A 13,539-nucleotide genomic window follows, 5' to 3' on the forward strand; every position below is an offset into this window, starting at 1 on the left:
CATCATGCCCCGCTCGTATTTAACCGGTATTTTTTAACCTGGTTTTTGGTTATTAAGCTTTAGGCAAACTCAATACCCTAACGCCAGCCATTTTATTCATGACTTTTACCACCTGACAACTGTAACCAAACTCGTTGTCATACCAGACATAAAGAACGGCTCTGTCATCTTCAACGATCGTTGCCTGAGAATCAACCACACCGGCGAATCGCGAGCCAACAAGATCCGTTGACACAATTTCCGTAGAAGCGGTGTAATCTACCTGCTGGCGCAATGGCGAATCAAGTGAAACTGAACGCAGATAATCGTTTAACGTGTCACGATCTGTCGCTTTTTTAAGATTCAGATTCATAATCGCCATCGAAACATTGGGTGTTGGCACTCGAATCGCATTACCCGTTAATAACCCTTTAAGCTCTGGCAAAGCTTTGGCAACGGCCTTTGCCGCACCGGTAGATGTGATAACCATATTCAATGGTGCACTACGGCCACGGCGCTCAGACTTGTGGTAGTTATCAATCAAGTTTTGGTCATTGGTATAGGAATGTACCGTTTCAACGTGGCCATTGCGGATCCCAAATTGATCATTAACCGCTTTTAGTACCGGCGTAATCGCATTGGTGGTACAACTGGCGGCACTGACGATTTTATCATCGTCTTTTATCATGTCTTCATTGACGCCAAACACGATATTTTTAATATCCCCTTTCGCGGGCGCCGTTAACAACACTCGTTTAACGCCTTTACTTTCAAGGTGCTGACCAAGACCTGCTGCATCCGTCCAAATACCCGTATTATCGACGACTAACGCATCATTAATACCGTATTCGGTGTAATCAATGTCCGATGGAGATTTGGCATAGATAATCTTGATATAAGCACCATTGGCTTTAATCACACCCATCTCTTCATCAATCGAAATACTGCCGTTAAATGCACCATGGATAGAATCGCGACGTAACAAACTAGCACGTTTTTCCAGATCACCGTCTTTACCGGGGCGAATCACGATGGCTCGTAATCTCAGGTTTGCTAAAGGACCCGTCTGTTCGATTAGTAAACGAGCCAATAAACGACCGATACGACCAAAGCCATAGAGCACAACATCCTGAGGACCATTTTGGGTAAGGTTTTCTTTTAGAGGGGTTAATTCTTTACTTAAATATTCTGCAATGCTCAGGCCATTGGCTTCGCCATGAAACAAATAACGATAGGCAAGCTTACCAACATCAATATTACAGGGTTTTAGAGGTATCTCGCTTAGCGCTTTTAAAAACGGAAAGCTTTCTCTTAAACGCAGTTTTGTCGCTTCGTGAATGGCGACAGACTTGTGCGCCTTGATAATATCGATTGCTGAAGCATTCACCATTGGACGACCATAAACGGAAATTTCTACGCCGTAATTACGGTAGAGTTGACCAATAATCGGCAACATTTTTTCTGCGAAGTCCTGACGTTCCTGCCAGCTTTTCTGGTAAATTTCCTCGTTGTGATAACTCATGCGATAACCCTTTTGGTATTAAAATAAGTAAACAAAGCAAATGAGCAGTATTTAGCGTTATTATTCTGCTCTCAATTAGCGGCGACATTGTAATTAATTATGTAACCTTACACTAGCGATTTCACCCAAAACAGTAAATTAAGTGATAGAACCGGTGTAAAGCCTAGAAAACAGCAGATAATCATCCAGACAATCGGCTTTTCGAGGCCAATAAACGGAATTTTATGAAAGCGCGATGTAAGTTATGGGGTTAGTCGTCAGATTTAAATGTTAAGCTCAACGAATTGACACAATAACGCTTATGAGTAGGTGCCGGGCCGTCATCAAATACGTGCCCTAAATGCGATTGACAGTGGCGACACTGGATTTCAGTGCGCACCATATTATGTGAATTATCAGGCAGGTAGGATACATTGCCAAAGACAGATGCGTAAAAGCTGGGCCAACCGCAACCAGATTCGAATTTGGTATCGGAATGGAATAAAGGTTGCTGACAACAGGCACACAGATAGGTACCCAATTGCCAGTGGTCGCAATATTTGCCTGAAAAAGGCGCCTGTGTCGCACCTAAACGACAGACCCGATAAGCCTCTGGCGACAATTTTTGTTTGTAATCATCATTTGAGTCACTCATCGGGGCACCTTGTATGTTAAATGGCTACTTAGCAGACCTAGTTTAACGGCTTAATCGGACGACCTTGCTTTGACCATTCAACATGGAATTTTTTACCCGCGGCTTTATCGACACGTTCAAATGTATGGGCGCCAAAGTAGTCGCGCTGGCCTTGTAATAAATTCGCCGGTAACGTCTCACAACACATCGAATCATAGTAGCTTAACGATGCTGAAATCGCGCCTACCGGGATCCCCATTAGCGTTGCTTTTGCGACGGCTTGACGCCAGTTACTTTGATATTTACTCAGTTGATCCGAAAAATAAGAATCTAACAGTAGATTTTCCAAATCACTGTCACGTTCAAACGCTTTGGTTATTGACTGTAAAAAAGACGCTCGAATAATACAGCCCGCACGCCAAATTCTGGCGATTGAAGCAAAATTAAGTTTCCAGTTGTGTTCAACTGAAGCCAGCTTCATCAATTGAAACCCCTGCGCATAGGCACAGATTTTCGCGCAATACAGGGCATCATGCAGCTCTGAAATTAACGCCTGTTTCTGTTCTTCAGAAAGCGTTTCTGTTTGTGGACGCGTTAATTTTTTCGCCGTTGCGATTCTAAGCTCTTTAAATGAAGAAATGGAACGGGCATAAACCGCTTGAGAAATGGTTGGTGCCGGACACCCGACTTCCAGTGAGCTTACTGCTGTCCATAAGCCTGTGCCCTTTTGACCGGCCTTATCCAGAATCAAGTCAACTAAGGCGGCTCCCGACTCTGGATCTTTATGGCGCAATACTTCAACGGAGATTTCCATCAGGTAACTGTTAAGATCGCCCGCATTCCATTCGGCAAAAATATCAGAAACTTGCTCGCAATCAAGCCCTAGCCCCTCGCGCAATACGTGGTAAACCTCGCAAATGATTTGCATATCGGCATATTCGATACCGTTGTGAACCATTTTCACATAATGACCGGCGCCTGCTGGGCCAATATAGTCCGCACACGCTTCTCCGTGAGGAATAATTTGGCCAGGCTCTGTACGCTCAAGCGGCTTACCGGTATCACCATCAACTTTTGCGGCAATCGATTGCCAGATTGGCTTAACGCGTGTCCATGCATAGGCACTGCCACTTGGCATCAATGCTGGCCCGAATCGAGCGCCAACTTCACCACCGGAAACAGCCGAAGAGAAAAAGATAAAGTTTTCGTTATAGCGCTTTTCTCGTTCGACGGTATCGGTCCACAACGAGTTGCCTGTGTCGATAACAATGTCGTCCGGCTGAATGCCAGCGCCAATGAGATTGTGGCAGACTTGATCAACAACATCTCCCGCAGGAACGCTCAATACAATCAAATGCGGTGCTTTTAGTTTTGATAGTAGCTCAGTATATGAAGAACAACCGATAACCCGTGGATTACCATGTTTATTTTCTTCTGCGTCCTGCTCGATCGCCGCGTTAACTTTTTCAAAGTCTAAATCAAAGGCAGCAATTTTAAAGCCATTATCAGCCAGGTTCAAAACCAGGTTTTTACCCATTACACCAAGGCCTACAAAACCGATGTCACATTTCATTGAATCGTCAGACATGTATTTATCCATTCCTAATTGGGGATGCATTGCCAGCAATACCTATAATTAAAGCTCACTGGCCTAAAAATGGGGCGTATTCTGCCATAAAAGTCTTAGTTTATGTAATTGTTAACGAATAAATATTTATTAATTTAATAAAATAACAACAAAACATACTACAAATGTAAAAAACACTTGAATAAAGCTCAAATTGTTGTAATTTTACAACATAATGTTTTTATCTAAGGATACCGTAATGAAAAAAATTGCTATTAATGGTTTCGGTCGCATCGGCAGACTAGTATTTCGTGCTGCAATGGAGCGTCAAAACCTGCAGGTTGTGGCGATTAATGACCTGATTGATATCGAGTATATGGCATATATGCTGAAGTATGACTCAACCCATGGCCGTTTTAATGGCACCGTGGAAGTGTCTGGTGATTCATTAGTTGTCAACGGTCAGACGATCCGTGTTACTGCGGAACGCGACCCTGCTAGCCTTAAATGGGACGAAGTTGGTGCTGAGATTGTTGTTGAATCAACCGGTTTATTCTTAACAGAAGAAACGGCAAGCAAGCACATCGAAGCAGGCGCAAAAAATGTAATCATGTCGGCACCATCGAAAGACAGCACACCAATGTTTGTTGCTGGTGTTAACTTTAATGATTACAAAGGCGAAGCAATCGTATCAAACGCTTCATGTACCACTAACTGTTTAGCGCCACTGGTTAAAGTTATCAACGATAAGTACGGTATCGAAACTGGATTAATGACCACGGTTCATGCGACAACGGCAACGCAAAAGACAGTTGACAGTCCAAGTGCCAAAGACTGGCGTGGTGGTCGTGGCGCAGGTCAAAACATCATTCCTTCATCAACGGGTGCAGCCAAAGCCGTTGGTCGTGTTATTCCGGAACTAAACGGTAAACTGACCGGGATGGCGTTTCGCGTACCGACTCCAAACGTTTCCGTTGTGGATGTAACCTTAAACCTTAAAACGGCCGCAAGCTACGATGATATTTGCGCAACCGTTAAGGCCGCGTCTGAGAATGAAATGAAAGGCATTCTTGATTACACCGAAGAACAAGTTGTTTCAAACGACTTTATTGGTGAAACTTGTACATCGGTATTTGATGCCAAAGCCGGTATTGCAATGAGCGACACATTCGTCAAGCTAGTGTCCTGGTATGACAATGAAATGGGTTACTCGAATAAAGTCCTGGATCTTGCTGAGCATATCATTGCTTATCGTGATGCGACGGCATAATAGTCGATAAAAACATCCACTAAGGGAGCAATCATTGCTCCCTTTTTTGTGGGTGTCTACTTCCGCTCAACCGCAGATGTATCTTTTTAAGACCCCCGAACACAATCCCCCCATGCAGTATCATGCAGGATCACGCCGACGCCACAACCTCCCAACACCTAAAGTGCCCAGTAGTCGCCTGGCATTAAAATATAGCTGGCCAAAATGGGAAATAAAAGCAATACGTATTTAGTTGCTTTTGGGTACTAGCGAGCGCTAAAAACAAACCAAAAAAAAGAGGGCAAATGCCCTCTTTCAAACAACACTAATCGCTTTAGCCGATCTTTTCGATTCCGCCCATATAAGGCTTCAGCGCTTCTGGTACTAACACGGAACCGTCTGCTTGCTGATAGTTTTCTAAAATGGCAACTAACGTTCGGCCAACCGCCAAACCGGAGCCATTTAGTGTATGCAGGAGTTCAGGCTTGTTGGTTTCACTATTGCGAAAACGCGCATGCATACGTCGCGCCTGAAAGTCACCCATGTTTGAACAGGATGAAATTTCGCGGTATGTTTGTTGAGCCGGCAACCAGACTTCGAGATCATAGGTTTTCGTCGCACTAAAACCCATATCGCCCATACACAGAACAACTTTCCGGTACGGTAAGTCTAATGCCTGTAATATATTTTCAGCATGGGATGTCAGCGCTTCCAATGCCGCAAAGGAATCTTGCGGTTTTACCAATTGCACAAGTTCAACCTTGTCAAACTGATGTTGACGAATCAAACCGCGGATATCGCGACCGGAAGAACCCGCTTCAGAGCGGAAACACGCAGAAAGCGCAGTTAATTTTACTGGTAGCTCTTTCTCATCGAGAATCTCATCACGTACAAGATTGGTTAGCGGTACTTCTGCTGTTGGGATCAACGAGAATTTTTTACTGCCTAGATCGGTGTGGAATAAATCTTCCCCAAACTTAGGTAACTGACCAGTACCATATAAAGAATCATGGTTTACCAGTAACGGCACGTTGGTTTCCATATAGCCATGTTGTTCTGTGTGCATATCCAGCATAAACTGCCCTACCGCACGATTTAATCGGGCGATTTGGCCACGCATTACCACAAACCGGGTACCGGATAATTTGGCGCCACTTTCAAAATCCAGGCCTTTATCAATCGCCGTTGCCAGATCCACATGGTCTTTTACGTCAAAATCAAACTGTTTGGGTTCACCCCAGGTCAGCACTTCAACATTATCGTCTTCGCTTTCGCCCGCAGGTACAGAATCATGTGGCAGATTGGGAATGCTGCTGGCAATGTCATTTAATTGTGACAAGATCACATCTTGTGCTTCTTTGGCCGCGTCTAAATCGGCGCCAAGTTGCCCGACTTCTGCTAATAGTGGCTGAATATCCTCACCACGCGCTTTCGCCTGGCCAATCGATTTCGAACGGGCATTACGTTGACTTTGTAATTCCTGAGTCTTCACCTGAATTTCTTTGCGCTGTTGTTCTAACGCTTCGACTTGTTCAGTGTCTAATTTAAATCCACGTTTTGCCAGTAATTCGGCGGTATGTTCAAGATCTGTTCTTAACAGTTTTGCATCAAGCATAATTGTTCACTTGTTATTTATTTACGACTAAGTACATTCCTAATGCCGCCGCCAATATACACAGTGCGACATTCAAAATGACATTTAACATTGCTTTTATTATCTCACCTTGTTGCAGTAACAACAAAGTATCTAACGAAAAAGTTGAAAACGTTGTGAAGGCGCCAAGAAAGCCGATACCGAGTAACGTTCGATATACCACAACTTCAATGATCCCCTGTTGGATCAACCCATACAGGAACCCCATCAATAATGAACCGGTGATATTAACCAGCAACGTTGCAAAAGGGAATCCTTTTCCGAGCCAAATCAACACCATTTGTGAAATAAAATAGCGTAAACTCGCGCCGCATGCACCACCGAGCGCTACAAACAAGTAGGTTTGCCACGTACTAATCATAGCGACGCCTAATCGATTGATGGTTTAACGAATCAAGAAATGCTTGTTTTTCCTTAAGCTTTTTCTCCAGACCACGATCACTTGGGTGATAAAAACGAGTATTTGATAATGGCTCTGGAAAATACACCTCGCCAGCGGCAAATGCGCCATGTTCATCATGGGCATAGCGATATTCCTTCCCATGGCCAAGCTCACGGGTAATACTTGAGGTTGCGTTACGAAGATGCAAGGGTACAGTTAAATCGCCGGTGTCTTTTGCTAACTGCCGTGCTTGTTTAAACGCCTGATAGACCGAATTGCTTTTCGGTGCCAACGCCATAAAAACCGTAGCCTGAGCAATCGCGCGCTCACCCTCTGCAGGGCCGACGCGATGAAACGTATCCCAAGCATCCAGACCAATTTGCAAGGCCCGCGGATCGGCATTACCGATATCTTCACTGGCAATTGCCAACAAGCGACGTGCAACATATAAGGGGTCGCCACCACCTTCTAATATTCGACAGTACCAATATAGGGCAGCATCCGGATCGGAACCGCGAACGGATTTATGAAAAGCCGATATCAAATCATAAAAATGATCGCCCGATTTATCATAAAGTGGTTGTTTATCACCAGCAACCTGTTGCACGGTAGCAACATCGATAACCTTTTTTGACTCACCCTTATCCGCCAAATCCACACATATTTCCAGAAGATTCAGAACCCGTCGGGCATCACCATTTGCCAGAGCAATTAAATTCGACTTGGCGTCTTCGGGCAATTCGATATCGAGTTTACCAAACCCCTTATCTTTATCACTTAAGGCTCGAGAAACTACGTTACCCAGATGTTCTGGGGTTAATGACTTTAAAACATAAACCCGAGCTCTGGATAACAATGCCTGATTGAGCTCAAACGAGGGATTTTCTGTCGTTGCACCGATAAACGTAATGGTTCCGTCTTCGATAAAGGGTAAAAACGCATCTTGTTGGCTTTTATTAAAGCGATGCACCTCATCGACAAATAAGATTGTCCGGCGTTGTTGTCCCTGGGCTCGGATCTTTGCCTGTTCAATGGCAAGACGAATGTCTTTTACCCCGGAGGTTACCGCCGACAACCGCTCAATATCGGCATCTGCATACCGGGCGATCAACTCCGCTAATGTGGTTTTACCGGTACCCGGAGGTCCCCAGAATATTAAAGAATGGCAAAGCCCCTGCTCAATTGCCTGACGCAAAGGTTTATTGGGATTTAAAAGGTGTTCCTGGCCGATATATTCATCGAGATGCGCTGGCCGCATGCGAGCGGCGAGCGGCGCAAAGAGGTCTTCTGAATCCAGGTCAAAGCTAAAATTACCGCTATCGCTGGTCATCAAAGTCCACCCCTTCAGGCAGGGCAAAGTTAAATTGGTCCAATGCTGGAAGCGGTTTGGTGCTGACGTTAGATAAAGAAAAACGACTAAACTGACCTGTCGCATCTTCTATGGTAAACGCACTTAGTACATCACCATCAAAGGTTAATGCCAGTGTTTTGACCTGAGCATTTTCATCTAAGGACGTTATCGCATAGGAGGAGTTATCTTGCGACGTTACTTGATAATCCTGCCATAAGGCTTTATCGGTATCGCTAAGCAATAAGATTGGCGTATTGGCGACCGCATTGCTCACTTCAAATGCAGACACCTGCTCAACGAACGGGTTGTAAAACCACAGGGTTTGGCCATCACTGACAATTAGTGTTTCGTCTGGCTCTACCGTTTCCCAATAGATTAAATTTGGTCGACGAACCTTCAAAATACCGCTTTGCTGTTGCAATTCATTACCGTCTGCATCACTTACAACCTGAATAAAATCAGCACTAAAGCCACCGACAATCTCTAACTTATCAATCAATTTCTGCTTCACATCTTCCGCATTCGCCGGTAGCACTGCGGTTGCAGTGGCAATCAAGAAAGCGGATAACAACCATTTTTTCACTGTGATCAAAATTACGACCTTATCTATTCATCAATGATTCGCGGAATTGACGAATCAATTAAATTGGAACGTTAAAAACCAATAAAGTTTAATTGGAATTTAGTTTTTTACTGGCGGTGGTGCCAAAACTTCGCGATTGCCATTATGACCTGGCGAGCTCACGACACCGCTCGCTTCCATCTGCTCGATAATGCGTGCGGCACGGTTATAACCAATTCGAAACTTGCGCTGAACACCAGAAATAGACGCTCTTCGTGTTTCGGTGACATGCACCAATGCTTCGTCATACAAGGCATCCAAGTCACTTTCTTCGGTTTCTGATTGTTCACCAGGCAATAGGTTATCGGCATTGGTCTCCCCAGACAGGATCTCTTCAATATAATTGGGTTTGCCACGCGCTTTCCAGTCATTTACGACAGCATGAACTTCATGATCGTCGACAAAAGCACCGTGAACACGAGTTGGAACACCAGTGCCCGGTGGTAAGTACAACATATCACCCTGCCCTAATAGCTGCTCCGCACCTTGTTGATCCAATATGGTTCTCGAATCAACGCGAGATGACACCTGAAATGCCATTCGGGTCGGTATATTGGCTTTAATCAGGCCTGTGATCACATCCACAGAAGGACGCTGAGTTGCCAAAATCAAATGAATTCCGGCAGCACGAGCTTTCTGGGCGATTCGGGCAATGAGTTCTTCCACTTTCTTGCCGACGATCATGATCATATCGGCGAATTCATCAACGACAACAACAATTGCCGGCAATTTTTCTAATAACGGTGCGGTTTCGTCCATACTGTCGCCTGGTTTCCATAACGGATCCGTAAGAGGACTACCTTCGGCAATTGCTTGTTTAACTTTTTGGTTAAAGCCTTTTAAGTTTCGAACGCCCATTGCTGACATCAATTTATAACGACGTTCCATTTCACCAACACACCAACGCAATGCATTCGCCGCTTCTTTCATGTCGGTGACAACTTCTGCCAATAAATGTGGGATACCTTCATAAACTGACAGCTCAAGCATCTTAGGATCGATCATGATTAATCGCACATCTTCAGGCGTTGATTTGTAAAGCAAAGACAGAATCATGGTATTTACACCAACCGATTTACCTGAGCCAGTTGTACCTGCGACCAATAAATGTGGCATTTTTGCCAAGTCGACCACAATTGGGTCGCCGGCAATGTCTTTGCCTAAGACCATGGTTAGTGGTGATGCAGATTTGGTAAACGAATCACTGCAGATTACTTCACTTAAGCGCACAATTTCACGATGCTTATTTGGAAGTTCCAATCCAATTACCGATTTACCTGGGATCACTTCGACAACACGAACACTGATTGCCGATAAAGCCCTGGCCAAATCTTTCGATAGATTGGAGATTTTACTGACTTTAACACCCGGCGCTAAATCTAATTCAAAACGGGTAATAACCGGGCCTGGAAATACATTCACAACCTGAGCCTGAATCGAGAAATCTAATAATTTGGATTCAACCAGACGACTGACCATATCCAGCTCTTCCTGATTGATCGGATTTTCATTTTTGTCGGCTCTGTCGAGTAACTCAATCGACGGCATGCCAACATATTTATCAAAGCCCGACTTGGCTTGTGTCGGCGCTGAAGGGTCCGGGATTGCTGATAGCGGTTGTTTGGCGACAGGCTGTGGTTGATCATCAAATGGCTCGATTGGATTTGCCGGCGAAAATGCCGCATCAATTTCATCAACCGAAATATCGGGTTCAATATGACCAACAAGTGGCTCGTCTAGAATATCATCGATATCTAGAAACGGCTCTTGCTCTGTTTCTTGTGTAAATTCAGATCGTTGTTGTGGGTCCGGGGCAAAAAACCTGGCGGCAAGTTCTTCATCTGAAGGAGAAAGCGACGCCGGCTCCATTGGATCTGTGTCAATACTTTCAAGTATCGGTGCTTGTTCTTTGCTTTTATTGCGCTTGCTGTTTCGAGGCTTGACCGATTCTTCAACCAATGACTCTTCAACGTCGATTTCAAGCGGAGAAGAAGAGAACGAGTGTTTTAATCGCATTGAACCACTCGTTAGTACCATAATCGCACTGATGGTTCTCGCCCCAAGCCAATCGATCATGGTTAAAAATGACACACCGGTGAGGAATACAAATCCCGATGTGGTTAACAACACAACAAACAAACTGGTGCCAACAAAATTTAAATAAGGCAGCAATGCATTGGAAATTAAATCACCAATCAATCCGCCACCAGAAAATTCATAAATGTCAGCGCTATTCATGCTCCAAATTGACGTTAAACCAATATAAAGCATCAAAAAGCCAATAAATTTTAGACCTAGGGTGAAAAAGTCGATTTCCAGCAAATAACGGATACGTTGAAACAATAACCAACCAATCAGGGCAACGGTAAACGGCAGCGTGTAAGCGATGCGTCCAAAACTGAATAAAATAACGTCCGCAAGGTATGCACCGATAGCTCCACCAGCGTTATTAACAGCAGCATGGTAACCGGTTTGCGACCAACTCGGATCACGGGGATCAAAGGTCAATAACGCGACGACCAGAAAAATGGCGAATACGGTGGTAAATATCAATCCCACTTCGAGCAGGCGTTGGCCACCACTCAGGGTTTTCTTTGCTGGTTCAGACAAATTCGAATCCATGGAAAATCTTTGTTGTTATTAAGGCCTAAAATAGCAAACATTTAGGTCGCTGAAAATATTTATCCGGCATACCGGATAAATTACTCGTAAATTGAACAATCTATGACCGTTACAATCACTATCTAAACAGCAATAAAGGACAGTCAATCGCCAGCGAGAGTTACTATCGACAACCACTAGCCGTTTGCTTTAACGACTGGCTTTGGCGACGTGTACTAGCGGATCGGCAAGTGATTGTTTGACTTCACTTCTTCCATTACCACATAGGTGCGACTCTCACTCACTGCCGGCAGTGTTAATAACGTATCTCCCAATAAGTTTCGATACGCTTGCATGTCAGACACTCGGGTTTTTAACAAGAAATCAAAATTACCCGAAACCAGATGACATTCCTGGATGACATCCAGACGTTGCACCGCTTTTGAAAACTCTTCAAAAACATCGGGTGATGTTCGACTTAGAGTGATTTCCACAAACACTAATAAAGAAGCGCCCAGGTAGTCAGGATTCAAGTTGGCACTATAGCCAGTGATGACATTATCCACTTCAAGCTTTTTTACTCTTTCTAAACATGGCGTCGGACTCAATCCCACACGTTTGGATAACTCAACGTTGGATAATCGACCATGTTTTTGTAACTCACTCAGGATATTTTTATCGATTCTGTCTAATTTTCGTTCATTTGTCACAATAAAAGACCATTAATCTGTGTTATTGATATATTGCAATATATTTATCTTTAAATAGGAAAAATACAATCAATTAATCTTACTATTTCACATTATACTAGCTGAATAGTTTATGTATTTAACAATATAGAGATAGATTAATGATTATTGGTGTTCCTAAAGAGATTAAAAACCACGAATATCGCGTGGGTATGGTACCGGCAAGTGTTCGTGAGTTAATTAATCACGGCCATAAAGTGATTGTTGAAACCCAGGCTGGTATGGGCATTGGTTTTACCGATCAAGATTATGTAGATGCAGGTGCCAGTATATTAACTACCGCAGCACAAGTGTTTGCCGACGCTGAAATGATTGTTAAAGTGAAAGAACCACAAGCCGTAGAACGTGCCATGTTACGTGACGGACAGATCTTATTTACCTATCTTCACCTGGCACCAGATCTTCCACAAACAGAAGATTTGGTTAAATCGAATGCAATCTGTATTGCTTATGAAACTGTAACGGACAATCATGGCGGTTTGCCTTTATTGGCACCAATGTCTGAAGTTGCTGGCCGTATGTCGATTCAGGCGGGTGCTCAGGCACTTGAAAAATCGAATGCTGGTCGCGGCATGCTACTCGGTGGCGTACCGGGCGTAGAACCTGCAAAAGTTGTTGTTATCGGCGGTGGCATGGTTGGTAATAATGCTGCACAAATGGCGGTAGGCATGGGTGCTGAAGTTGTCGTTCTTGATCGCAACATCCATGTATTGCGTCGTTTAGATGCTCAGTTTGGTAATAAAATAAAAGCCATTTACTCAACCGCAGATGCGCTAGAGAAGCATGTACTAGAGGCCGATTTAGTGATTGGTGGTGTGCTTATTCCAGGCGCTGCTGCACCGAAACTTGTCACCAAAGCGCACATCAAAGCGATGAAGCCAGGTTCGGCAATCGTCGACGTTGCCATCGATCAAGGTGGTTGTATTGAAACCTCAAAAGCGACGACCCACGCTGATCCAACCTATATCGTTGATGACGTGGTTCATTACTGTGTCGCAAATATGCCAGGCGCAGTGCCACGCACTTCGACGTTCGCGCTAAACAACGCAACATTGCCATACATCATCCAATTAGCCAACAAAGGTTATAAACAAGCGTTGCTTGACGATAAGCACTTGTTAAACGGCTTGAATGTTATTGCTGGTAAAGTGACTTGCCAAAGCGTTGCTGAAAACTTAGGCTTCGATTACGTTGAACCTGCAATTGCACTAGCTTAATGCGGCAACTGGGTAACGAGAAAACCCAAAGGC

11 protein-coding genes are annotated in these 13,539 nt (G+C 44.2%); 2 read left to right on the top strand and 9 right to left on the bottom strand.

Features of this window, described 5'->3' with window-relative positions; translation table 11 throughout:
- Positions 1-52: 52 nt before the first annotated feature.
- From FE810_RS06060 to gnd, 3 genes are all read right to left on the bottom strand, one after another.
- Complete coding sequence (locus FE810_RS06060; RefSeq protein ID WP_138319139.1) at positions 53-1,501, bottom strand: glyceraldehyde-3-phosphate dehydrogenase; 1,449 nt, start codon at positions 1,499-1,501, stop codon at positions 53-55.
- 250 nt (positions 1,502-1,751) lie between these two features.
- Positions 1,752-2,135 carry a peptide-methionine (R)-S-oxide reductase MsrB gene (msrB, locus tag FE810_RS06065; protein ID WP_138319140.1) on the bottom strand — a complete coding sequence of 128 codons (384 nt, stop codon included), beginning with the start codon at positions 2,133-2,135 and terminating at the stop codon, positions 1,752-1,754.
- 37 nt (positions 2,136-2,172) lie between these two features.
- Entirely contained in the window at positions 2,173-3,702 is a 1,530-nt protein-coding gene (gnd, locus tag FE810_RS06070) for an NADP-dependent phosphogluconate dehydrogenase (protein WP_138319141.1), read from the bottom strand.
- A gap of 238 nt (positions 3,703-3,940) precedes the next feature.
- On the opposite strand from gnd, the gene gap reads away from it, so the two are divergent.
- The gene (gene gap, locus FE810_RS06075) at positions 3,941-4,951 is read left to right on the top strand and encodes a type I glyceraldehyde-3-phosphate dehydrogenase (RefSeq protein ID WP_138319142.1); all 1,011 of its coding nucleotides are present in this window, start codon (positions 3,941-3,943) and stop codon (positions 4,949-4,951) included.
- A 313-nt stretch (positions 4,952-5,264) separates the two neighbouring features.
- Here the strand turns inward: gap and serS are convergent, their stop codons facing one another.
- The 6 genes from serS to lrp all read right to left on the bottom strand — a co-directional run bounded on the left by serS (position 5,265) and on the right by lrp (position 12,250).
- Positions 5,265-6,545 carry a serine--tRNA ligase gene (gene serS, locus FE810_RS06080; RefSeq protein WP_138319143.1) on the bottom strand — a complete coding sequence of 427 codons (1,281 nt, stop codon included), beginning with the start codon at positions 6,543-6,545 and terminating at the stop codon, positions 5,265-5,267.
- Between the two features lie 13 nt (positions 6,546-6,558).
- A complete protein-coding gene (crcB, locus tag FE810_RS06085) occupies positions 6,559-6,945 on the bottom strand; it encodes a fluoride efflux transporter CrcB (protein ID WP_138319144.1) in 387 nt (128 codons plus the stop codon).
- Complete coding sequence (locus FE810_RS06090; protein WP_138319145.1) at positions 6,938-8,296, bottom strand: replication-associated recombination protein A; 1,359 nt, start codon at positions 8,294-8,296, stop codon at positions 6,938-6,940. The genes crcB and FE810_RS06090 overlap by 8 nt, the downstream gene beginning before the upstream one ends.
- On the bottom strand, positions 8,283-8,900 hold the full coding sequence (gene lolA / locus FE810_RS06095) for an outer membrane lipoprotein periplasmic chaperone LolA (RefSeq protein WP_246036955.1): 618 nt from the start codon (positions 8,898-8,900) through the stop codon (positions 8,283-8,285). Before lolA ends, FE810_RS06090 begins: the two co-directional genes overlap by 14 nt.
- Positions 8,901-8,999: 99 nt before the next feature.
- Positions 9,000-11,561, bottom strand: a complete 2,562-nt coding sequence (locus FE810_RS06100) for a DNA translocase FtsK (protein WP_138319147.1) — start codon at positions 11,559-11,561, stop codon at positions 9,000-9,002.
- Between the two features lie 215 nt (positions 11,562-11,776).
- Positions 11,777-12,250 (bottom strand): leucine-responsive transcriptional regulator Lrp, encoded by a 474-nt coding sequence (gene lrp / locus FE810_RS06105; RefSeq protein WP_370738918.1) that lies wholly within the window; start codon positions 12,248-12,250, stop codon positions 11,777-11,779.
- A gap of 140 nt (positions 12,251-12,390) precedes the next feature.
- Between lrp and ald the strand changes: the two genes are divergently transcribed.
- Positions 12,391-13,506, top strand: coding sequence for an alanine dehydrogenase (gene ald / locus FE810_RS06110; RefSeq protein ID WP_138319149.1), 1,116 nt, complete (start codon positions 12,391-12,393; stop codon positions 13,504-13,506).
- The last annotated feature ends 33 nt before the right edge of the window (positions 13,507-13,539 follow it).

It is taken from the genome of Thalassotalea litorea, assembly GCF_005843925.1.
Classification (GTDB): domain Bacteria; phylum Pseudomonadota; class Gammaproteobacteria; order Enterobacterales; family Alteromonadaceae; genus Thalassotalea_A; species Thalassotalea_A litorea_A.